Below are 22903 nucleotides of genomic sequence, written 5' to 3' on the forward strand. Positions count from 1 at the left end.
CCGCATGGAAAGGGCCGACGGCGGCACTCCCCCGCCGCCGTCGTCGTCTGTTCCAGCGGAGCCGGTTCCGGCGCCCCGGGCAACGGAAAAGCACCGGCTGATGCCGTGCGCCCGACTTTCGGGTTTCCTGTTGCGATGGAGTATGCAGGAACATCCGCCGGCGGGTCTGGTGCGGGACGCCCGCGGCCGCCGGCGGCCTAGAGCGTCCTGGGATCTTCGGCGTACATCTTCAACCTGATGTTCAAGGCGTCGGACATGTGGCGGGCCGCGATCTCCCCCGCGCGGGCGGAGTCGCCGTCCCCGATGGCGGCCAGCAGGTCGACGTAGTCCGCCAGCACCACCGGCCACCGTCCCGGGTAGGTCAGGGTGGTGAGCGTGTACCGGCGGACCTGCTGGTCCAGGCGTTCCAGCAGTCCAATCAGCGACGGGCTGTGCGTCGCACGCCACAGCTGGGCGTGGAAGGCGCGGTTGGTTTCGGCGAGCGCACGGCCGTCGCCAGGGTCCAGCTGCTGCATCTGCGTCAGCAGCCCCATGAGCAGCTGACGGTCCAGGGCGGTAGCCTTGACGGCAGCCTTGGCCGCGGCGGCCTGCTCCAGGATGATCCTCGACTCGTAGATGTCGATGATCTCTTCCGCCGAATGCGTGCGGACCACTACCGCCTTGCCGCGCCGTTCGACCAGTCCGTCCTGTTCCAGCCGCTGCAGCGCCTCCCGCACCGGCGTCCGGGAAGCCCCGTACCGCTCGGTGAGCTTGGCCTCCGTGAGCGGCTCGTCAGGCGCAAAGACGCTCGCAAGGACGTCCTCACGGAGCCGCTGGTGGATGGGGGTAGCCAATGTTTCCCTCTATTTTCATTCGGGTTTGCACACCATTGTATACAATGGTGTGCAAAGTAGAACCCGCGGGGTCTTCCTGACGGCGGCATAACTACCAGGGGGCCGCATCGAGTCAGGAGGGCCGGCCCTTGGCGATGGACCGGAACACCTCCGCTGCCTGCTGTGCGGCGGGGCTGAGCCGCCGGTTTGCCAGGTGGGCCAGGAGGATCCGGCGCTTCGGGGACCCGGCGAGCGGGACCGCCACGACGTCAGGCCGCAGGGCGGTCAGCGCCAGCCTGGGTGCCAGGGCGATCCCGATACCCGCAGCCACCATGCCTTGCGTCTCCTGGTAATCGTTGGCCGCGAACGCGATCCGCGGCTCGAACCCCGCGTCGCGGCACACCCGGCTGAGGACGTCGGCCACGGGGTGCTCGTCGCGCACCACCCATTCCTGGTCGCTCAATGAGCCGATGCGGACCGAGCCCAGGTCCGCTATGGGATGGTCGCGCGGTACCAGCAGCACCGTTGGGTCGTTCGTCAGCCTGACCAGGGTCAGATCAGGATCGTCAATTTGCTGCCAGGGGTAGTCCCAGAGCAGCGTGAGTTCGATTTCCCGCCTCCGCAGCCGTTCCAGCAGGCCGTCCCGGCGGGCACTGACAACGGTGACTGCCACCTCCGGGTGGCGGGCGCGGAATGCCAGCACAACGTCCGGCATCAGCGATGCTCCTACGGTGGGAAAGGTCCCCAGTCGCAATTGCCCCCGTCGAAGGCCCGCGAACTCCCCCATTTCGGCACGGGCAGCTTCAACGGTCCTGTCGATCTCATCTGCGTAATGCAGGAGGGCGTGTCCCGCTTCGGTCAGGACCACACCCCGGGGGTGGCGTTCGATGAGGACCACACCCATCTCCTGCTCGAGTTTGGCTATCTGCTGCGAGACCGCCGACGTGGTGAAGGAAAGGGCCGCAGCAGCAGAGGTCAGGGAGCCGGAACGGCCCACCTCGCGGAGCACATGGAGCCGGTGGAGATCGAGGATTGCCATGCACTGAGTTTAGCAAAAGTATACGATCATCCATTTACTTTTGATTGTGCTGAAGGCTCGTATCCCTGATCGTAGAAGTACAAGGTGCCGTGAAGTAGGGCACCTGCAAGTTACGAGGGAGAAATACAGTGGGACTCAAAGGACATTGGTACCGGGGCGGCACCAGCAAGTGCTGGCTCTTCGATGCCAGGGACGTGGCCCTCCACGCCCCCACCCGCGAGGAAATCCCCGCACTGCTGTCAGCCGCTTTCGGCGCAGCGGACGCGCGGCAGCTGGACGGCGTCGGGGGCGGAACGTCCACAACGTCAAAAGCTGCAGTCATCTGGGCAACCCCTGGCGCCGAGGCAGACCTTGACTATCTCTTCGCCCAGGTGGGAATTGGTGACCCTACCGTTGAACTCGGCTCCAACTGCGGCAACTGCGCCACCGCCATCGCCCTGTTCGCAGTCCAGACAGGCGTGGTCGCCGCCCGGGACGGCATGACCAAGGTCCGCATGCGCCACGTCACCTCCGGGGCGGTGCTCACCGGAACCGTACCCACCCCGGGAGGGCGCATTCCCAAGTCGGGTTTGGCCAGGGTTCCCGGCAGCAGCGCAGCGGGCGTTCCCGTCAATCTCTCCTTCCACAGCCCCTGGGGCAAGAACACGGGCGCACTCCTGCCTACCGGCAATACGGTGGACCAACTCGAGGTCAACGGAAGGACCCTGAGCGCAACGATGGTGGACGCCGGCGCCCCCGCGGTCCTCGTCTCAGCCGGGGATGCCGGCGTCGATCTTTCCTCGATGACCGATAGCCTCACCGGGCACCTGCCCACCCTCATTGCGGCGCGGGCATCAGCCGGCCTCACGATGGGGCTGCGGAAGCCTGGGGATCCGCCGCAGAACGCTGTACCGAAGGTTGGCGTTGTGGCGCCCGCCGGCGACTACATTGCAGCGGACGGAACAACCATCACTGCGGACAGCCACGACGTGCGGGTGCGGATGCTGTCCATGCTCGCGCCACACCCTGCGATCGGCCTGACCTCAGCCGTGGCAGTTGCCCTTGCCGCCTCGCTGGAGTCATCGGTGGTGGCCAATGCAGCGGGGCCATCACCCTCCACCGGAACCCTCCGTGTCCTGCGGATCGGTACGCCTGCCGGCGTGATCACCGCCGACATCGTCTCCGATGACACGGGCACCGTCAGCGAAGTGGCCCTCCACCGGGCAGCCCGGCACATCGCCACCGCAGATATCGACGTGGCCCCCGCCACAGAGCTGTCCGCCTAAACCCCACTCTTTGCCCCATCATTAATGGGGCCGCACCAACCAGGAAGTTGTTCAATGAAGATCAAATCCATCCTCGGACACCTGTATGTCCAGGTACTTATCGGAGTCGCCCTCGGCGTCGTCGTGGGCGCGTTCTGGCCCGACCTCGGCGCATCCCTGAAGCCCATCGGCGATGGCTTCGTCAAGCTCGTGAAGTTCATGATCGCCCCCATCGTGTTCTGCACGATCGTCGGAGGCATCACATCACTGCGGGACACCAAGAAGGTGGGCCCCACCCTCATCCGTTCGCTTGGCCTCTTCTACGCACTGACGGCACTCGCCCTGGCCCTGGGCCTGGCCGCCGTGACCCTGTTCCAGCCCGGCGCCGGGATGCACATCGATCCCACACACTTGGACTCCTCGGTGGCGCAGAAGTACACCACGCAGCTGCCCAGCAGCAACCCCGTGGACTTCATCCTGAGCATCATCCCCACCACGTTCGTTGGCGCCTTCGCCGACGGTGAAGTCCTGCCAGTGCTGGTCATTGCGCTGCTGTGCGGCTTCGCCTTCAGCAAGCTCGGTGCACCCGGCAAGCTGGCACTGGACGTGGTCAACAGCTTCAACAAGCTGCTCTTCATCATGTTCGGCTACATCATGAAGGTCGCCCCGCTGGGCGCCTTCGGGGCCATGGCCTTCACCGTCGGCAAATACGGCGCCCATTCCATCGGAAACCTCGGCATGCTGATCCTTGCCTTCTACGCCGCCTGCATCGTCTTCGTGGTGGTGGGCCTGGGCGTCCTGGCCAAGATGACCGGTTTCAGCCTGTGGCAGATCCTCCGCTACTTCAAGGACGAATTCCTGATCGTCCTGGCCACCTCCTCCAGCGAACCTGTCCTGCCGCGCCTGCTGTCCAAGCTCGAACGGATCGGCTGCGACCGCAGCGTTGTAGGGCTCGTGGTCCCCACCGGCTACTCCTTCAACCTCACCGGCACGGCCATCTACCTCACCCTCGCGTCCATGTTCATCGCCCAGGCCTGCGACATCCACCTCAGCTGGGGCCAAATCCTGCTGATGCTCGGCATGATGCTGCTGACCTCCAAGGGCGCGGCCGGCGTCACCGGAAGCGGTTTTGTGGCCCTGGTTGCGACGCTGACGGTCATGCCCACCCTCCCCGTAGCCGGCGTGGCCCTCATCGTTGGCATCGACCGCTTCATGAGCGAGGCCCGCGCCCTCACCAGCACGGTCTGCAACATCGTCTCCTGCGTTGCGATCGCCAAATGGCAGGGTGAGCTGGACATGGGCAAGCTCCGGTCCGAACTCCAGGCCGGCTTCGTGCCCACCGAAGCAGAAAAGGTGCAGCCGGCCGAACCGGCCCTGGCGCACTAGCCGGCCGGAAGGCCACCATCCCAGTGTTGCCCGGGATCCCAGCAGGGGTCCCGGGCAAACCCTTGCAGGGGGTGCTACTTCACAATCCCCAAGGAAAGGACCCCAATGAGTGAGCGCCAAACGGAGCAGGAAACAGCAGAAGACTGCGACGCCGGCACCTGTTTCTACTGCCAAAGCCCGGAATCCGACTAGGGGCAGCAAGGCCCTACAGCCACTGCTCCCACACCGTCAGCTGCAGGGTGACAGTGCCCCCGAAGCCGGACCGGACGGGAGCACCACCCACAAAAGGGTCGACGACGGCACCCACTCCGCTGCCGTCGTCGTCCCTTCCAGCAGAGCCAGCCTTCCCGGCAGAACCGTTCGTTCCAACGAGGCCAGCCCAGCGCATCAGGCGCGGACCGCCCCGACAGCCCCGTCGGACGAACGAACAGGCGTCTCCAGCCCCAGGTGTTCACGCAACGTGCTGCCCCGGTACTCCGTGGGGTACACGCCGCGTTCCTGCAACTCAGGGACCAGATGGTTCACGATGTCATCCAGCCCGGTGGGAACCAGCCACGGCGAGATGTTGAAGCCGTCCACCGCACCAACGCGGGCGTACTCGGCCAGCTGGTCTGCCACCGCAGTGTAGGAGCCGGTGAAGGTCGCATCCACGCGGGCCGTGCGGGACGTGACGAACTGCCGGATGGACAGCCCCTTGTCCTTGGCCTCCGCCCGCCATTGGTCCGCCAACTGCCGGGCCTTGGCCCCGTGGAAGCCGCTGCCGCGGGTCTCTGAGGTCTCCTCCACCACGGGGTCGATCTCCGGCAGCGGTCCGTCCGGATCGTACGCCGACAGTTCGCGGCCCCAGAACTGTTCCAGGTAGGCCACCGCCTGCTGCGGGCCGATCTGCAGGCTCCGCACCCACTCCTTCTTCTCGAGCGCCTCAGCATCCGTGGCGGCGAGGATGAATTCGCTGGCCGGCATGATCTGCACGGCGTTGGCCCCCCGCCCCGCGGCCAGTGACCGCTCCACCAGGTCCTTGCGGAACTCCACGGCGTCGTCGAACTTCGGGTGCGCAGAGAAGATCACGTCAGCCTGCCGTGCCGCGAAGTTCCGGCCCTCCGGCGAATCGCCGGCCTGGAACAGCACCGGCCGGTACTGCGCACTGCGCGGCAGCCGCGGCGTCACATCCACCGTGTAATGCTGCCCCTGTTGGAGCACCCGGCGGGCAGGGCCGTCCGGTGTCTCCCACGAGTCCCAGATCCGTTTGGCCGTCTCCACGAATGCTTCGGCGTGCTTGTACCGGTCGGCGTGGTCCAGGTAGCCGCCGCGGCGGAAGTTCGCTCCGGTCCAGGCATTGTCGGTGGTCACGATGTTCCACGCCGCACGGCCGCCCGAGATCAGGTCCAGGGAGGCGAGGCGGTGCGCCAGGTCGGCGGGATCGTTGTAGGTGGTGTTCTGGGTGGCCACCAGGCCGATGTTCGTGGTCACCGATGCCAGGGCGGCGAGCATGGTCTGCGCATCCGGCCTGCCCACCACGTCCAGCGCGTGCGGGCGGCCCAGGTGCTCCCGCAGGCGCAGCCCCTCGCCCAGGAAGAACGCGGCGAACAGGCCCCGCTCCGCGGTCTGGGCGATGCGGCGGAACGATTCGAAGTCCGTCTGCGAACCCGATTCAGGTGCTTTCCAGATGGTGCCCGCGTTGACGCCCTGGAAGAAGACCCCGAACTGGATCTGGCCGCTCGGAGTGAAGATCTCGGATGTAGCACGGGTGTGCTGTGTCATGGTTTTCCCTTACTTTCCGGCGCCGGCAGGCGCAGCGGTAGTTGCGTAGCGGCTGGCTGGCCGCGAAAGCCCCAGCAGGTCACGGAAAGTGCCGTCCGGGGTAGGCGGACGGAGGACGCCCCGGCGACGCAATTCGGGCAGGACCAGCCGGCCCAACTCCTCCAAGTCAACAAAGAGCGACGCCGGGTGGAGGCGCACGCCGTCCGCCTCCTTCAGGAGTTCCGACAGGAAGTCAGTGAGACCGTCTGCGGAACCGGCGTAAACAGCGCGGCCATCGTCCAAGCCAGCCACACGCTCACCCGCAGCCTGCCCGCGGGAGTCAAGAACGACGTCGAGCTCGGCAACCACCGCAACAGGCGCGCCAATCCGGCCACGCACATCCCGGACCTCCGCAGCCAGCAGCTCAGCAGTCGGCGAGGACACCAGCACGGCATCCACAGCGTCAGCGGACACTTCACCCAGCAGTGACGCGGGTGCCAGCACCGGCAGCTGCCCCTGCAGCGGCCGCGGAATGATGGACGGCCCCTTCACGGAGTAACCGGCACCGGCAAATCCGGCAGGCGTCTCAAAATCCACCGCTGTATCAAAGTCGACATAGTGCAGTCTGTCCACGTCGAGGTACCGGCCCGTGGCCACATCGCGGATAACGGCGTCATCCTCCCACGAGTCCCACAGCCGGCGGGACACCTCGATGGATGCAGCTGCCTCCTGCCCCAGTGCGGCGCCGGTCACGGAGGAACGTCCGACGGCGGCAGCCGCCGCAGGCGATTCGGCCGCCGTCACGATCCACCCGGCCCGCCCGCCGGACACATAGTCCAGGCTGGCCAGCTGGGTGGAGATGTGGAACGGCTCGGTGTAGACGGTGTCCACCTCGGGGACCAGGGCGATCGTCCGGGTCACCGGACCGGCAAAGGCCGCACGTTGCAGCGCATTGGCCCGGCCCGGCGCCGGAGCGTCGGTGAAGGTGCCGGCGTGGAAGCCAGCGGACTCGGCGGCCAGCACGGCCCGGGAGATCTCGGCACCCTCCCAGCCCGCGTCGTCGAGCTCGATGGCCAGGAAGCCCGGCGTAAAAGAGTTAGTCACTGCTGGTCCTGACGTTCGTAGGGAATCTTTTCGCCGGCCTCGACGGACACGGGGAGCCGGTTTTCCGCCGGCGGCAGCGGGCAGGTGGCCAGGTCGGTGTAGGCGCACGGCAGGTTCACGGCCCGGTTGAAGTCCAGCACCACGGACCCGTCCGCAGCAGGAACCACGGAGAGCGAGCGGTTGGCGGCATAGGTGGTCGAGCCCGAGGTCTGGTCCGTGAACAGCACGGACAGCGAGCCCGGGGCATGGCCGTTGAATGCGGTCAGCGCCAGTTCCTGGCCTGCCAGCTTGAAGCGGATCTCACCGGGCGCCTCGTACACATGTTGGATACCTTCGACGGCGGCACCCACCGTGGTGGGCCGCGGCGCCTCGAACGGCACAAAGGTCCCGCGCACGGCGTACGCTGCATCTGGTGAGTAAGCGGGCGTGCCCTGGTAGGCCTGCAGCAGCGGGTTTTCAGGATGACGCGGCCGCACGATGTACTCGCCGCCGCGCTTCGCCACCTCGATGAGCGTCTCGCCGGACACCAGGTTGATGCCGCCGCGCTCCTCGATGGGGCCAAACTCCAGCGTTGCGCCGGAAGGAGTGTTCAGTTCCCTGCCGTCCTGCTGCAGGCTGTCGCCAGGCTCCAGAACCACGCGGACGACGTCGCCCTCCACGCTCCAGGCGCCCGGCGCACCGTCCAGCCGGGCGGCGTCGCTGCCCAACCAGTGCAGGTGGGTCACCGCCAGGAAACCGTGGGGGTGGGCGCGCTGCCGTTCGTGGGCGGCGTGCCATTCCTGCCAATCGGCGTCGAAGGACTCGAGCGCGGTGTCGGTGTGTGATGCGTTCATGATGCCTTCCCTGCCGGTGACGCGGTGGCCGTGGCCTGCGTGGCCGCGTAGTTTTCCTCGCTGATGGTCTTGGATTCCGGCAGGGCTTCCTCTGACAGGCCCCAGCGTTCCAGCACCTTGCCGTACGAGCCGTCCTTGATAACGGAGTTGAGGGCCTCGGAGATGACCGGCGCCAGTCCGTTGCCACGCAGCGTGGTTGCGGCCACCAGCGTCTCGGACGGCCAGCCGGCGTTCACCTTGCCCACTACCTTGAGGTCGTCCCGGGTGTTCTCCCGGTACACGGTGGACGGGTACGGCGCGATGTTGAGGTCCGTCCGGCCGGAGGCGAGGGCCAGGATGGTGTCGGCGTCGGACGAGTAGTACTGCAGCGTGGCCGGCGCCTTGCCCTTGGCCTCGAGTTCCTTGTTCCAGGCCAGCAGGATCTTCTCCTGGTTGGTGCCGGACCCCACGGAGACCTTCAGGCCGGAGATGTCGTCCGCGCCCTTGATGTCGTAGCTTGCGGATTTCTTGGCCTCAAAGCCCATGTAGGCGGCGCGGTAGCTGGCGAAGTCGAACAGTTTCACCCGGTCCTTGTTCACGCCCACGTTGGAGAACACGGCCTCAAAGTCGCCGGACTGGGTCTTCAGCGGCCAGTTCTCCCAGGACGTGACCCGCACGTCGAGTTCCAGGCCGAGTTTGTCCGCCACCAGCTGGGCGATGTCCAGTTCGGACCCGATCGGCGTCTTGTCGTCCGTGGCGTGGAAGGACAGCGGGATGGACCCGGCAGTGGTGGCGACGGTCAGCTTGCCGTCCTTGCCGATCAGCTGAGGGACCTTGGCGGCGAGCGCCGCGTCCTTGTCAGCCCGGATCCGCTGCTGGTCCGGGGAGGTGTTGTAGACCACGCCGTTGCGTGCCGCCGTCGTCGGCGTTCCTCCGCTGGGGTTTCCGGCGGCCGAGGCGCCGGGGTCTGCGCACCCGGCCAGCGCTGCGGTGCCGAGGAGTACGACGGCGGGAAGCACCGCGCGAGCGCGGCTGCGGCGATGGCCGCGGGTGGGGAAAGCCATGGGATGCGTCCTTAGATGTTGAAAGCCGGTTCGAGCACCTTGGAGAAGAAGCTCCGGGTGCGCGGTTCCTGCGGGTTGCTGAAGATGTCCTGCGGGGTGCCCTGTTCCACGATCTGGCCCTGGTCCATGAACACCACGGTGTCCGCCACGTCGCGGGCGAAGCCCATCTCATGGGTGACGATGATCAGCGTGGTGCCGGACTTGGCGAGTTCGCGGATGACGTCCAGGACCTCGTTGACCAGTTCCGGGTCAAGGGCGGAGGTGGGCTCGTCGAACAGCAGGATCTTGGGGTCCAGGGCCAGGGCGCGGGCGATGGCCACGCGTTGCTGCTGCCCGCCGGAGAGCTGGCGGGGGTAGGCGCCCGCGCGGTCCTTCAACCCCACCCGGTCCAGCAGTTCCTGGCCGCGGCGGCGGGCTTCCTCCTTGGTGCGGCCCTGCGCAACGACCGGCGCCTCCGCCACGTTCTCCAGCGCGGTGAGGTGCGGGAACAGGTTGAAGTTCTGGAACACCATGCCGATTTCGGTGCGCTGCTTCAGGATCTCCTTCTCGCGCAGTTCGTGCAGCCGGTCGCCGCGGACCTCGTAGCCCACCAGCCGCCCGTCGATGGTGATGTGGCCGCCGTCCACCTTTTCCAGGTGGTTGATGGTGCGCAGCAGGGTGGACTTGCCGGAGCCGGACGGGCCCACGATCACTGCCACGCCGCCCGGTTCCACGGTGAGGCTGACGCCCTTGAGGACTTCCGTGGCGCCGAAGGACTTGCGCACGCCGGTGATCTCCACCAGGCCGCGGGTGGCAGGAGGCGCGGTCAGGGTTTCGGTCATCAGATGTTCCTCCGCGTTGGGGCCGGCGCGTGGGTGGCGAAGAATTTACGGGCCTTCTGCAGGGGCGTCAGCGGCAGGGTCCGCACCGCGCCCTTGGAGTAGTGCCGTTCGATGTAGTACTGGAAGACGCTCAGCACGGAGGTGATCACGATGTACCAGAGCGTGGCCACCAGCAGCAGCGGCAGGACCTGCTGGGTGCGGTTGTAGATGACCTGCACGGTGTAGAACAGCTCGGAGTAGGCCAGGACGTAGACGATCGAGGTGCCCTTCACCAGGCCGATGATTTCGTTGAACGCCGTGGGCAGGATGGCGCGCATGGCCTGCGGCAGGACGATCCGGGTGGAGCGGCGCCAGGCGGGGATACCCAGTGCCGCAGCAGCCTCCAGCTGGCCCTGGTCCACGGAAAGGATGCCGCCGCGGATGATTTCCGCCGAGTAGGCGGCCTGGTTCAGGGTCAGACCGAGCACTGCTGCCGCAAACTGGCTGATCAGTGTGGTGGTCTGCACCTCGAAGAACCGGACGTCCGTGAACGGGATTCCCAGGCTGATTTTCTCGTACAGGTAGCCCAGGTTGTACCAAAGCAGCATCTGCACCAGCAGCGGCGTGGACCGGAAGATCCAGGAGAACGTCCAGGACACCGAGACCAGCAGCGGCGACGCGGAGAGCCGCATCAGCGCCAGGATGAAGCCCAGCACGAACCCGAGAATGCCGGAGATGACGGTCAGCTTCAGGGTTTCAACCAGCCCGTTGACCACGGACTGGGCGGTAAACCATTGCGCCACCACGCCCCACTCCCAGCGGGGGTTCGTGGCCAGCGACCAGGCCACGGCCAGGACGCCAAGCGCGACGACGGCCGTCCCCACCCAGCGCCACGGATGCCTGGCTGCCACCACGCGGTACGACGAATAGTCCGCGGCCTGCCGGGCGGCCGCAGCACCCTTGGACGGCGGCGCTTCCCGCGGTGCTGCCGGCTGCTGCTGTTGGGACTGCGCCACGGTCGTTGCTGCTGAACTCATGTGCCACCTCGCCTCTCGTCGTGGGTTTCAGGTTGGGCCGTTGCCTGGGTTGGGACCCTTTGGCCCGTTGCTGGCTGCAAATCTAGGACCGGCCGGAACGGCCCAGCAAGGCGGCAGGTTGCAATACTTCACGGGACTTCGCACAGCGTCATGAGTCGGTTTTTTGCGTCCCTTAACGCGCTGTGACGCGCAGTTAACGGCCGTGACAAGGCGATCGACCGCCGTCGTCAACGCTGCCTACCATGGGCACTCAATCCCCCCTCCACGCCGTCAGGAGCCAGCATGCCAGCCACCATCCCGGCCATCGTCTTCATCGGCGGCGGACCGCGCACGGCAGGAGTGCTGGAACGGATTGCGGCCAACCGGCCGGACGTCTTCGCTGGCCCGCTTCAGATCCACGTGGTGGAACCGCACGTGCCCGGCTCGGGGCGCATCTGGCGTTACGACCAGGACCCCGGCCTGCTGCTGAACTCCATGGCGGCGGACATCACCATGTTTACCGACGGATCGGTGGACTGCGAGGGCCCTGCCACTCCCGGTCCGGGGCTGGCCGAGTGGGCCGCCAGTGTGCTGGACGCCTCCATCATCGACGTGCCTGACTTTCCGCAGCAGCTGTGGGACCAGCTGCGGTCGATGGCGGGCACCACCTTTCCCACCCGCCAACTGCAGAGCCAGTACCTCGAGTGGTTCTTCCGCCGCGCCGCGAGGTCCCTGGGCCGCAGCGTGACGGTCCACCGCACCACCGCCACGGGCATCACCGCACTCGTCGGCGGCGGCCACGGGGTGGAACTGGCCAACGGCCGGACGCTGCGCGCGGACATCGTGGTGACGGCACTGGGCCACACCGACTCCCGCCCGGACGCCGTATCCGCCAGCTTCGCGGACTTCGCCGCCCGGCACGGCGGCTACCACGCTTCACCCAGCTACACCACCGACGTCGACTACTCCCCCCTTGCCCCCGGGCAGGACGTGATCGTCTCCGGCATGGGCCTGGCGTTCGTGGACCTTCTGGTCCTGCTCATGGAGGGACGCGGCGGCAGGTTCGAGGAGGTGTCCGACGGCGGGCTGCGCTACCTTCCGTCCGGGCGGGAACCACGGCTGTGGGCCGGGTCGCGCCGGGGGGTGCCGTACCACTCCAAGATCTCCGCAACCCTGCAGGGCCAGGCACCCGGGCCACTGCAGTTCTTCACGGCCGCTGCCGTTGAATCCCTGCTGCAGCAGCACGGCGAACTGGACTTCCACCAGCACCTCTGGCCGCTCATCGCCAAGGAGGCCGGACACTATTACTACCGCGAGCTGTTGACGGGGAGCCCGGAGCGGGGCGCCATGGACTGGGAACCGTTTGCCGCGCGCTACGAGGGGCTGGACTGGTACAGCCGCGAGCGCGCCGAGTTGGTTGCCGCCGCGGTCCCGGACCCCGCACTGCACCTGAACCTGGAACGGCTGGACCGGCCCTTCGACGGCCGCGCCTTCGCGGACCACCGGGAGGTGCAGGACGCCATTGCCGGGTACATCGAGGACGACCTCGCGCTGCGCGACAGTCCGGACCACCCGGAGACGCTGGCCCTGTTCCTGGCCCTGCTGCACGTGTACATGGAGGTGGGCCGCGTGGTTCCACCGGAGCGGCTGAACGCACGTTCCCAGCGGGTGGTGCACGGCTGGTGGCACGGCTTCTTCAGTTTCGTGGACTCCGGGCCGCCGCCGCACCGGCTCCGCCAGATGCTGGCACTGCACCGGGCGGGACTGCTGCAGTTCCTCGGCCCCGGCCTGGAAGTCACCGCCGACGAAACCACCGGGCTTTTTGTTGCTTCGTCCGATCAGTCCGGGGTGGCTGTCACGGCCAAGGCCCTGATCGAGGCGCGGCTGCCGTCCACGTCGGTGGCGCGGTCGCTGAACCCCGTGCTCGCCTCGCTGCACGCGAGCGGCCTGGGCAGCGAACAGCAACTGCTGACCGCCGACGGCATCCACTCCACGGGCAAGCTCCTGGTTTCCCATCAACACCATCTGGTGGGAGCCGACGGCAAACCCCAGCCCGCCCTCTTCGGCATCGGCCCCGGAACGTCCGGCTGGGGCGCGGGGGCCTTCGCCCGGCCCAAGACCAACGCCGCGCCGTTCCGGGAAAATGATGCCCTGGCCCGGACCATCCTGGCCGTGGCAGGCAGCCTCGCCGCTGATCCGTCAGCCACAATATCTCCAGAACCAGCCGCTGTCGGAAAGAACTGAACAGTGACAAGGAAAGACCAGTGACAGCAGAACCTGAACTCCGTCCCCTGACACCAAGGCCACTGGACCACGCCGCGCTGGAAGTCCTCATCCTGCCCATGCACGATCCGCGCGTCCGGCCGCTCCTGGACGAACTCGCCGTCGAATATGACACGCGGTACGGGGACCTGTTCGGGCGTACGGCTGCCGCGGAGGAGCTGAACCGCTACCCGGCGGCCGAATTCGAAGGCCCCTCCGGCGCCCTGCTGATCATCCAGGGGGACGGCGTGTCGATCGCCGGCGGCGCGTTCCGCCGGTACGACGGCGCCACGGCGGAACTCAAACGGATCTGGACGCACTCTGCCTACCGCCGTCGTGGTTTGGGCCGGGTGGTACTGGCCGAGCTCGAGTCCCTGGCCGCCGCCCGCGGCTACACCAGGCTGTACCTCACCACGGGCCCGCGGCAGCCGGAGGCCAAGCACCTCTACCTGAACACCGGCTACCAGGCGCAGTTCAGCCTCGACGCCGATCCGGAAACCATCGGGCCGCTGGTATTCACCAAGGACCTACCAAGGAATTGACCCCCCGTCTCACCGCAGTCAGGCCGGCCGCCGCTAAGCTAGCGCCATGGCCACGAAAACCACAGCAGAGAAGCTTGCCACCATCCAGAAGGGCTACACGCTGGAAGGCGCCACCATCGAGCTGGGAGCCGCGATCATCGACGGCGAGCTCCACAAGGACGCGCCGGTGCGGTTGCCGCTGGCCATGATGAACCGGCACGGGCTGGTGGCCGGCGCTACCGGCACAGGCAAGACCGTCACGCTGCACATGATGGCCGAACAGCTGTCCACCGCCGGCGTCCCCGTCTTCCTGGCCGACATCAAAGGAGACCTCTCGGGCCTTGCGACCGCCGGCGTCGGGAGTGACAAACTCACCGCCCGGACCCAGGGCATCGGCCAGTCCTGGCAAGGCAAGGCGTTTCCGGTGGAGTTCCTCGCGTTGGGCGGCGACGGCAACGGCGTGCCGGTCCGAGCCACGGTGACGTCGTTCGGGCCCGTCCTGCTCTCGCGCATCATGGAACTGAACGACACCCAGGAATCAAGCCTGCAGCTGGTCTTCTACTTCGCGGACAAGAGCGGGCTGAAGCTGATCGACCTCAAAGACCTCCGAGCCGTCATCCAGTTCCTCACCTCGGACGAGGGCAAGGACAAGCTCGAGGAACTCGGCGGACTGTCCAAGGCCACCGCGGGCGTGATCCTGCGGGAGCTCGTGAACCTTGAGGCACAGGGGCTGGAGAAGTTCTTCGGCGAGCCCGAGTTCGATACCGCAGAACTGCTGCGCACGGCCCCGGACGGGCGCGGCGTAATCACCTGCCTGGAGCTGCCCACCCTGCAGACCAAGCCCATGCTTTTTTCCACCTTCCTGATGTGGCTGCTGGCAGACCTGTTCGAAGACCTCCCCGAGGCCGGCGACCTGGACAAGCCCAAGCTGGTGTTCTTCCTGGACGAAGCACACCTGCTGTTCAACGGCGCCACCAAGGCCTTTTTGGACGCCATCACCACCACCGTCCGGCTGATCCGGTCCAAGGGCGTGGGCATCTTCTTCGTGACCCAGACTCCCAAGGATGTCCCTGCTGACGTGCTGGGGCAGCTGGCCAACCGGGTACAGCACGCACTCCGCGCGTTCACACCAGAGGACGCCAAGGCCCTCAAGGCCACGGTGTCCACGTTCCCGGTGAGCGACTACGACCTCGAGGAGACGCTGACCTCTGCGGGCATTGGCGAGGCCATCATTACCGTCATGAATGAGAAGGGCGCCCCGACGCCTGTGGCCCTCACCCGGCTCCGGGCACCCGAATCCCTCATGGGCCCCAGCGAGGAGGCCCTGGTCCGCAGCACCGTGGCCGGCTCCGCGCTGCTGGCCAAATACGGGACCGCGGTGGACAACCCGTCCGCCTACGAGAAGCTCACGGGCAAGGCGGCCGCACCGACCGGGCCGGCGGCGCCCGAACCTGTCACTGCTTCTCCGGGAACCCCTGCCGCCTACGACGTGGACGCCGAAGCCCGGCGGATCGAGGAGGAGATCCTGGGCAGGCCCAGCAGCAGGCGGCCGCAGGTCCCGGCCCCCGCGGACCAGACCCCCGGGCCCCGTCAGCCGGAACCGCAACCGCAAGCGGGCGGCATGATGGACGATCTCGGCGGGGTACTCGGTGGCGCCCTGGGCGGCGGCCTGAAGAGCATGGCACGCTCCATGGGCACACAGCTGGGACGCGAACTGCTCCGCGGAGTGTTCGGCACTTCATCCCGGCGCCGCCGCCGCTGACCCTGCCACGGGTGTCCCGGGAGGCCGCCCAAGGCCCCCGTTGATGCTGTCCCGGCGCCCCGCCGTCGGGCCTTAACTGGACGTTGCCCGCCGGATTAGGGGGGACACCAACTTTAGTGTGCGTCCGCACTGCCGTTACTGTAAGAAACGTGCAGATGAGTCAAGCGTTGGTGAGGATAGCGGCCGGATGGCTGCTGGGCCTCATGCTTGCCGTCGCCGGAGTCATCGTGGCCATCAACATTGTGAACAATACCGTGGCGAGCCCGCAGCAGCCGGTCAGGGAGTACCTGGATGCGCTGAAGAGCGGCGACGGCGGGCGTGCGCTGGGGATCCTGCGGGCCGCGGTCCCGCCCAGTAACGCGGCCATGCTGGACGGCCCCGGATTGCAGACGGCGGCGTCCCGCGTAACCAACCTGGCCATTGGCGACCCCCAGGAACGCCCAGGGGACCAGGTCATGGTGCCCCTTGAGTACACCATCGACGGCAGCCGCCTGCGCACGGATTTCGTGCTGCAGAAGACCGGAACCGAGTGGCTGTTCTTTAACACCTGGGCTTTCGTCCCGTCGAGGCTGCCCACCGTCGATATCACCGTGGTCAACGGCAACGAAGCCGATGTCAACGGCGTTCCGGTGAACATGCCCAATGGCCGCAACTCCTTCGCCGTGTTCTACCCGGGCGAGTACGAAGCCTCCCTTGATGGGCAATACTTCTCGGCTCCCGCCACCCGAGCCACCGTCACGTCCAAGGACACCCCTGCGGCCCCGCTTAACCTGCTGACCCGGGCCACCGACAAACTGAAGAACGACGTGGCTGCCAAGGTCAGGGAATTCCTGGACGGCTGCGCGGCGGAGGCAGTCAAGGAGCAGAAACTCCAGCCGGACTGCCCCTTCTACTACACCAGCAACAACAGGGTCCAGGACGGCAGCATCCGGTGGACCGTGACCGAGTACCCGGGTGTCTCCGTGGAGCCCTTCGGCGGGCGCTGGGTGGTGGCACCGCTGGACGGCAAGGCCAAGGTGGAGGCGCTCCAGCAGAACTCCTTCACAGGGGCCTGGTATCCCCTGGACGCGGAGGTGGACTTCAGCTTCACTACCCGCCTCGACGTCGCCGGTGACACCGTGAAGGTCACCCCGATGCTGAGCTTCTAGGTTTCGCCGGACCTCCCTGTCCCGGACTGGCCCAGTTTTGAAGCCAGGCCTGCCGTGTTCTCCACTGCCCTAAACCCAATCGCGCCGAAAACTGGGCTGGTTCGGGTGCGGCCACCGCAGTGACCCCCGTGCCAGGACCTCCCGGACCTGCGCCAGGACGGATTCTGAGGCGTAGACCACGTCATCGTAAAAGAACCTGAGTACGGGCAGGCCCTGACGTATTGCCGCGTTGTCCCTGCGGCGGTCCTTTTTGAATTGCCGTGACTCCAGGTGGAAGGCCAGTCCGTCGATCTCCACGATGAGGAAGCCTTCCAGGAGGAAGTCCACGCGGCCGACGCCACTGATCCACACTTGTGTTTCCGTGTGGATACCAGCATCCCGGAACAGGGTTTCCAGGAGGGAGTCTGCGCCTCGTTCGACCTTGGACACAACATTGCGTGCCTTGCCTGACCGGTTGCCCTTCAGGTGCTGCAACAATGAGGACGGCTCAATGTCCCCTCTGTTGTAGGCACATTCCACCATCACCAACGATTCGAGTTCGGGTAGGCACAGCAGCGCGTGAAGCAGGACATCGGGAAGTGCTGCAAGGGTCCGGTGAGGGGGCCGCTGCGTCAGGGGAAGCCGGTGGCTGATACAGCGGACGGTACCTCTTCCGTTGTTTTGCCAGTAGTGAGGCCGGGCGGCCGGTTGAAGCTGCCATAGTACGTAATGCGGGGCGGCCGATGCGCATGTCAGGAGGCTACGGGCCCGTCCTGCGCCCACCAGTTCCATGTCAGCATCCGGAACGGCCAGCAGTCCGCGCTCCAGCCGCACCACCGAGCCAGTCCGGATTGCACGGTTGATGTCTGTCTCCGTTGCCCCGGCGGCGGCCACGTCACGCCGCAGCAGCACCCCTCCAGACGACTTGAGGATTTCTGCAGGTTCCATCACGCCACAATGTCTGCTCCGCGTGGCCGGCGGCAGGCATCCGCGGCGCCATGTGGACAAACAAGCTCCCCGAACTGGCCCAGTTTTCGGGCTGCTGAAACGGACCTGGCCCCGGTCTTCAGGCTTCAACAGTCTGAAAACCGGGCCAGTTCGGCAAGACCTGCGGCGGGTCAGTCCATGCCGCGCAGGTCCAGGACGAGCTCGGTGTCGCCGTCGGCCTGCAGGACCACGGGGATGCCCCAGTCCTGCTGGTAGAGGTGGCAGGCCGCGTGGTCGGGGATCTCGCCGTCCTCGGTTTCGGGGCCGTCGCAGGCCGCGGCCCGGGCGGTAATGTGCAGCACGCCCTCGGGAACGTCCGGGGACAGCTCCACGGTCCGGAGCAGCCCCACGGAGGTGCCGCCGCCGGCCACGATCAGCTCCGGCGGGGTGGAGGAGATCTTCAGCTGCGTGGGGTCACCCCAGCGGTCATCGAGCTTCTGCCCGGTGGGAGCCTCGAAGCGGACGGTCAGGTCCAGGGGACCGGGTGCCACAGGGCTCTTGGGGCGGTGGGTCTGGGAGGCACCCTCATCCACCTGCTGCGCTTCCTTGGGGATGGGGACGTAGACCAGCTGGTGCTTGTTGGCCTCAACCACCACCAGCAGAGGCTCCGATCCGGCAGACTGCGTGTGGTCCACAATCACGTCGGAGGGCTCAGCGAGGCCGCGGGCCAGGGTGGACACGGTGCCGGTTGAGGGGTCGTAGCGGCGTACGGCACCGTTGTAGGTATCCGCGATGGCCACGGAGCCGTCAGGCAGTACGGTCACCCCCAGCGGGTGCTGCAGGCGGGCCTCGGCAGCGGCGCCGTCGCGGAAGCCAAAATCGAACAGGCCCTTGCCCACCGCTGACTCCACTGTGATGGTGCCGTCACCGCCGATGACCAGCTTCCGGAGGGCTGACGTCTCGGAATCGGCAACCCAGACGTTGCCGTCGGCGTCTTCGGCCAGGCCGGAGGACTGGGCGAACCAGGCCTCGTGGGCAGGACCGTCGAGGAGTCCCTCCAGGCCATTACCGGCAATGATCGCCACGGCGCCGGCGACAGGATCGAAGCTGAAAATCTGGTGCGTGCCGGCCATGGCCACCACCACGGCATTCAGCTTCCGCGACCACACCACATCCCACGGCGAACTCAGCGCAACGTCCAGCGCATCGTTGCCCAGCGAGCCGCTGAAGCCGGCGCCCTCCTCGTCCACGCGGGCAGGGCCGGTTTCCAGCAGCCGCTGGATGCCGTTGCCGGCCAGGGTAGAGGCCTTTCCGTCCGTGAGCGAGAGTCCACGGAGGCGGTGGTTGACCGAGTCAGCAATTACGACGTCGTAGCCCGCCTTGGCTGCCACATCTTCCGGCAGCAGGACCAGGCCTTGGGGGTCGTTGAACTGGGCACTGGCGGTGTCCCCCGCGGCGGGACCATCGGCGTAGCCCTTGATGCCCGAACCGAAGGTGCCCAGGACGGTGTGGAAGTCCGTCCCGAGCTCCACCAGGCGGTGGTGTCCCGTGTCGGTGACCAGCCAGGAACCCTTGTCCGCAGCGTCCGCCGCCGCGGCACCTGCCGCCGTGCCGCCGTCGTCCGTTCCCTTCAGGGCCGTGGAACCGCGCCCCGGCGGCAGGAACAGAGCCTTGCCGGGGAAGCGAAGGGTGCCGGATGTCGCTTCGGGCGCCACGTAGGGGCCGGAGCCGCGGTGGAGGGTGCCCTTGGCCTCGTGTTCGGCGATGAGCTCGGGGATGAGCACGGCGAGTCCGTCCGCGTGGCCTTCTCCGGAGAGATGCGCCACGATGTAGCCCTCGGGGTCGATGACCACCAGGGTTGGCCAGGCGCGGGCGGTGTAGGCCTTCCAGGTGTCCAGCTCGGGATCATCCAGCACAGGGTGGTGGATCTCGTACCGCTCCACGGCGGCGGCCAGCGCCACCGGGTCGGCTTCGTGCTCGAACTTGGGCGAGTGGACGCCCACGGTGACCAGCACGTCCGAGTACTGCTGCTCCAGCGGGCGCAGCTCATCCAGGACGTGCAGGCAGTTGATGCAGCAGAAGGTCCAGAAATCGAGCAGCACGATCTTGCCGCGAAGGGCCTCGAGATCCAGGGTCTTGCCGCCGGTGTTCAGCCAGTTGCGGCCCACCAGTTCCGAGGCCCGGACCCGGGCATGCGTGCGTACGGTTTCGCTCATCAGCGTCCTTCCAGCTTGTTGCGGTCAGCCAGCTTGGCATCGCGTTCGGCCAATTTGGCAAACATATCGTTGTAAGCGGTCAGATCGGCGTCGTTATTCCTGTCCGCCGCGCGGTCCACGCGTCTGGTCTCCCGCTGGTCCGACCTGGACCACATGATGGCGACGCCGATCGCCACCAGCAGCGTGGGCACCTCGCCGATGCCCCAGGCCACCGCGCCGCCGGTCTGCTGGTCAACGAGGGCCGATGGTCCCCAGGCGCGGCCAAGGTTGCCAAAGTAATCCGCCGCCAGCAGCCCCGTGCCGCCCATGATGGACACGCCGAAGAAGGCGTGGAAGCCCATGGTGGCCAGCAGCAGGAGCAGCCGCATGGGGTACGGCGCGCGGCGCGGCAGCGGGTCGGTGCCGATCATGCTCAGCACGAAAATGTATCCGGTGAGCAGGAAGTGCAGGTTCATCAGTTCGTGGCCCACGTGCTCGCGCATGGCGAAGCCGAACAGGTCCGAGTAGTAGAACAGCACGATCGAGCCGGCGAAGTTGGCCGCGGCGAACAGTGGGTGCGTGACCACCTGCGAGAACTTCGAATGCACAAAGACCAGGAGCCATTCGCGCGTGCCGCGTGAACCGTCGCCTCGGGCCGGCAGCGCGCGCAGCGCCAGGGTGACTGGCGCGCCCAGCACCAGGAAGATCGGGGCAACCATGGTCAGGGCCATATGGTCCACCATGTGCGCGGAAAACAGGACACGGCCATAGACCGACGGCGGCCCGGACGTGATGTACGTCAGGACCACCAGGCCGATGACCCAGTTCAGGGAGCGGAACCACGGCCAGGAGTCGCCGCGGCGGCGGACCTTGGCCACGCCCAGGAGATAGGTCACCAGGCCGAAGAGGGCGACGCCGATCCAGAGCCAGTCCGGGCGCCATTCCGTGAGCCAGCGTTCGGCCGTGAGCTCCGGTGGCAGCTCATAGCCGCTGAGGATGAAGGCGGGCGAGGCGTTGGGCGTCAGCTCCGTTGGCTGCGGCGGGGCTGAGCGGCCCAACGCAACGGCGATGCCCGAGGTGGCACCCATGACCAGCAGCTCGGCCAGGACCAGCTGCCACAGCACCCGCCGCGAGGACATGGTGGAGCCCTTGCGGCCCAGCTGCGGGATGACCCATTGCCGGTGCATGAAGCCGATGCCGCCCAGCACCACTGCGGCCGCGGTCTTGGCCAGGATCAGCTGGCCGTAGGCGGAGCCAAAGAGATCGGACCAGTTGGTGACGCGGATGCTGGCATTGATGATGCCCGAGGCGAAGACCAGCACGAAGGCGAAGCCTGCCAAGGTGGAGAACCGCCGGAGCGTGGGCTCGGTGATATCAGTGACTGCCCCGGCCTTGGGTCCGGTCAGCATCCCGGACAGCAGGGCCAGGATGATGATGCCGCCCACCCAGGTGCTCACACCCACCAGGTGCAGGCCGAGCGAGTTGATGGCGCCCTCGTGGTCCGACGAGCTTGAGGAGTGCCCAATCAGGGCCGTGGGGACCAGGCCGATGAGGGCCAGGATGAGGGTGAGGAACAGGCCGCCGAGGGACCGGACGCCGAACAGCGCCGTGGTGACCACTGCGGCAATGATGATGACGGCAAGCCAGGCGCGGCCCGTTTCGATGTCCGTCATGAAGTACACCAGGGCCTGGGTAAAGGCGGGATCGCCCGACAGCCCCTGCCCGGCTACGTCGGCGTACGTGAGCACCAGGACCGCGATGGCGGACAAGGTCCAAACCGCGCCCGCCACCGCCGCCACGGCAAGCACGCGGGTAAAGGCCGGATGTTCGGGTGCCCCGCTGTCTCGTGGTGTGTCCCGGTCCCGGACGCGCCCGTTGAGGTTCTTGGCGTTGAGGCTTTTTGGAAGGATGCCGACGGCGAAGATCAGGCCCCCGACGACGGTCGCCAGGGACACGTTGTGGACTGCCTTGCTGATGGGCAGGCCCCAACGGACCAGGGCGCCGGGGTCGGCGACGCTGCGCACCGCTGCGGCGCCGGAGAAGACCAGTGCCGCCGCAAGGCCGAGGAAGAGTGCTGCGAGGCCTGCGAGCTGCCAGGGCACCGGGATCCCTCCGCTTCCGGCGTCCCGCGCCGCAGCTCCCTTGCCAGGATCGGACTGGGGCGGGATCGAACGTGGTTTTGCGGCAGAAGACACCATTCCATTGTCCGCTACGCCCGCCCGGGCGGCGAATCCGGGTTAAATGCCAAGGAGCGGCAACCCTGGGGTTGCCGCTCCTTTTCCAGCCCGCTGTATGCCGGAGGGAGAAGCTCTACTTCTTGGAAACCGCTGCCTTCAGCTTGGAGCCGGCGGTCAGCTTCACGCTGTGGCCTGCCGCGATCTGGATGGTTTCGCCGGTCTGCGGGTTGCGTCCGGTGCGGGCTGCACGGTCGGTGCGCTCGACGGCGAGCCAGCCCGGGATGGTGATCTTCTCGCCCGCGGCGACAGAAGTCTCGAAAACCTCGAACAGTGCGTCGAGGACGGAGTTGACGGCAGCCTGGCTGGTGCCGGCCTTGCCTGCTACCTCTGAAACAAGTTCACTACGGTTCTTAGCCATTTATGTCCTCCTGGACTGTTCTGATTCTGGAGCCTGCACGCGGCATGCGCGCAGGCCACTGTTCGAAAACTTACCAGCTTGGACCGTTCCGGACCGCAAATTCCGCGTGTTTCCGGCACTTTTTGAGGTTAATCACCGATTCTTGGGGCATATTTCGCCCACGGAGAACGCCCCATCACGTCCTGCAGCTTCTCCCTGCACGCTCCATCACGTCGCGCAGGGTTTTTCAGGACGCTTCATCAGTTCCGGTTAGAGTTGGGCAGTTGTGCCGCGGTGGTGACGGGACGCCCGCTCACGTTTGGCATGGTTTCCGGGGATGCCGGTTCGTGGTTGGCGTGTTTTCGGGGGCGGGCTGTGTGGGTGTGGTGGGTTTAAATGTGGGAGGCCCCAACCATGTTCTGGTTGGGGCCTCGACCTAATGATTGTCCGGCGGTGTCCTACTCTCCCACACCCTCCCGGGTGCAGTACCATCGGCGCTGTGGGTCTTAGCTTCCGGG

18 protein-coding genes and 1 rRNA gene are annotated in these 22903 nt (G+C 66.9%); 6 read left to right on the forward strand and 13 right to left on the reverse strand.

Annotated features, from left to right (window positions below):
• Window positions 1-197: 197 nt before the first annotated feature.
• A complete protein-coding gene (locus tag IEW19_RS18935; protein ID WP_188573136.1) occupies window positions 198-833 on the reverse strand; it encodes a GntR family transcriptional regulator in 636 nt (211 codons plus the stop codon).
• A gap of 112 nt (window positions 834-945) precedes the next feature.
• Window positions 946-1851 (reverse strand): LysR family transcriptional regulator, encoded by a 906-nt coding sequence (locus IEW19_RS18940; RefSeq protein WP_188573137.1) that lies wholly within the window; start codon window positions 1849-1851, stop codon window positions 946-948.
• Window positions 1852-1979: 128 nt separating this feature from the next.
• Between IEW19_RS18940 and IEW19_RS18945 the strand changes: the two genes are divergently transcribed.
• Window positions 1980-3116: a PrpF domain-containing protein gene (locus IEW19_RS18945; RefSeq protein WP_188573138.1), complete on the forward strand. Its 1137-nt coding sequence runs from the start codon at window positions 1980-1982 to the stop codon at window positions 3114-3116.
• Between the two features lie 54 nt (window positions 3117-3170).
• The gene (dctA, locus tag IEW19_RS18950; RefSeq protein WP_188573139.1) at window positions 3171-4481 is read left to right on the forward strand and encodes a C4-dicarboxylate transporter DctA; all 1311 of its coding nucleotides are present in this window, start codon (window positions 3171-3173) and stop codon (window positions 4479-4481) included.
• A gap of 387 nt (window positions 4482-4868) precedes the next feature.
• On the opposite strand, the gene IEW19_RS18955 is transcribed toward dctA, so the two are convergent.
• From IEW19_RS18955 to IEW19_RS18980, 6 genes are read right to left on the reverse strand one after another with little or no spacing between them, the layout of a single operon-like run.
• On the reverse strand, window positions 4869-6242 hold the full coding sequence (locus tag IEW19_RS18955) for an NtaA/DmoA family FMN-dependent monooxygenase (protein WP_188573140.1): 1374 nt from the start codon (window positions 6240-6242) through the stop codon (window positions 4869-4871).
• Between the two features lie 9 nt (window positions 6243-6251).
• Window positions 6252-7325, reverse strand: coding sequence for an LLM class flavin-dependent oxidoreductase (locus IEW19_RS18960; RefSeq protein ID WP_188573141.1), 1074 nt, complete (start codon window positions 7323-7325; stop codon window positions 6252-6254).
• Window positions 7322-8158: a DUF1684 domain-containing protein gene (locus IEW19_RS18965; protein ID WP_188573142.1), complete on the reverse strand. Its 837-nt coding sequence runs from the start codon at window positions 8156-8158 to the stop codon at window positions 7322-7324. The genes IEW19_RS18960 and IEW19_RS18965 overlap by 4 nt, the downstream gene beginning before the upstream one ends.
• The gene (locus tag IEW19_RS18970; protein ID WP_188573143.1) at window positions 8155-9201 is read right to left on the reverse strand and encodes an ABC transporter substrate-binding protein; all 1047 of its coding nucleotides are present in this window, start codon (window positions 9199-9201) and stop codon (window positions 8155-8157) included. Before IEW19_RS18970 ends, IEW19_RS18965 begins: the two co-directional genes overlap by 4 nt.
• 11 nt (window positions 9202-9212) lie before the next feature.
• On the reverse strand, window positions 9213-10022 hold the full coding sequence (locus IEW19_RS18975; protein ID WP_188573144.1) for an amino acid ABC transporter ATP-binding protein: 810 nt from the start codon (window positions 10020-10022) through the stop codon (window positions 9213-9215).
• Entirely contained in the window at window positions 10022-11038 is a 1017-nt protein-coding gene (locus tag IEW19_RS18980; RefSeq protein ID WP_188573145.1) for an amino acid ABC transporter permease, read from the reverse strand. Before IEW19_RS18980 ends, IEW19_RS18975 begins: the two co-directional genes overlap by 1 nt.
• A 282-nt stretch (window positions 11039-11320) precedes the next feature.
• Here IEW19_RS18980 and IEW19_RS18985 point away from each other — a divergent pair, with 282 nt between their 5' ends.
• The 4 genes from IEW19_RS18985 to IEW19_RS19000 all read left to right on the forward strand — a co-directional run bounded on the left by IEW19_RS18985 (window position 11321) and on the right by IEW19_RS19000 (window position 16710).
• Window positions 11321-13261, forward strand: a complete 1941-nt coding sequence (locus IEW19_RS18985; protein ID WP_188573146.1) for an FAD/NAD(P)-binding protein — start codon at window positions 11321-11323, stop codon at window positions 13259-13261.
• A gap of 20 nt (window positions 13262-13281) precedes the next feature.
• Window positions 13282-13821 (forward strand): GNAT family N-acetyltransferase, encoded by a 540-nt coding sequence (locus tag IEW19_RS18990; RefSeq protein WP_188573147.1) that lies wholly within the window; start codon window positions 13282-13284, stop codon window positions 13819-13821.
• Window positions 13822-13867: 46 nt separating this feature from the next.
• Window positions 13868-15562 carry a helicase HerA-like domain-containing protein gene (locus tag IEW19_RS18995; protein WP_188573148.1) on the forward strand — a complete coding sequence of 565 codons (1695 nt, stop codon included), beginning with the start codon at window positions 13868-13870 and terminating at the stop codon, window positions 15560-15562.
• 155 nt (window positions 15563-15717) lie between these two features.
• On the forward strand, window positions 15718-16710 hold the full coding sequence (locus IEW19_RS19000) for a hypothetical protein (RefSeq protein WP_188573149.1): 993 nt from the start codon (window positions 15718-15720) through the stop codon (window positions 16708-16710).
• Window positions 16711-16779: 69 nt separating this feature from the next.
• On the opposite strand, the gene IEW19_RS19005 is transcribed toward IEW19_RS19000, so the two are convergent.
• From IEW19_RS19005 to rrf, 5 genes are all read right to left on the reverse strand, one after another.
• Window positions 16780-17637 carry a type IV toxin-antitoxin system AbiEi family antitoxin domain-containing protein gene (locus IEW19_RS19005; protein WP_188573150.1) on the reverse strand — a complete coding sequence of 286 codons (858 nt, stop codon included), beginning with the start codon at window positions 17635-17637 and terminating at the stop codon, window positions 16780-16782.
• Window positions 17638-17807: 170 nt separating this feature from the next.
• On the reverse strand, window positions 17808-19832 hold the full coding sequence (locus tag IEW19_RS19010) for an NHL domain-containing thioredoxin family protein (protein WP_188573151.1): 2025 nt from the start codon (window positions 19830-19832) through the stop codon (window positions 17808-17810).
• The gene (locus tag IEW19_RS19015; RefSeq protein WP_188573152.1) at window positions 19832-22009 is read right to left on the reverse strand and encodes a bifunctional copper resistance protein CopD/cytochrome c oxidase assembly protein; all 2178 of its coding nucleotides are present in this window, start codon (window positions 22007-22009) and stop codon (window positions 19832-19834) included. Before IEW19_RS19015 ends, IEW19_RS19010 begins: the two co-directional genes overlap by 1 nt.
• Window positions 22010-22121: 112 nt before the next feature.
• The gene (locus IEW19_RS19020; protein ID WP_028271010.1) at window positions 22122-22406 is read right to left on the reverse strand and encodes an HU family DNA-binding protein; all 285 of its coding nucleotides are present in this window, start codon (window positions 22404-22406) and stop codon (window positions 22122-22124) included.
• A gap of 424 nt (window positions 22407-22830) precedes the next feature.
• A 5S ribosomal RNA gene (rrf, locus tag IEW19_RS24395) occupies window positions 22831-22903 on the reverse strand; the annotation flags it as partial.

Origin of the sequence: Arthrobacter liuii (genome assembly GCF_014639275.1) — a bacterium.
GTDB lineage: Bacteria > Actinomycetota > Actinomycetes > Actinomycetales > Micrococcaceae > Arthrobacter > Arthrobacter liuii.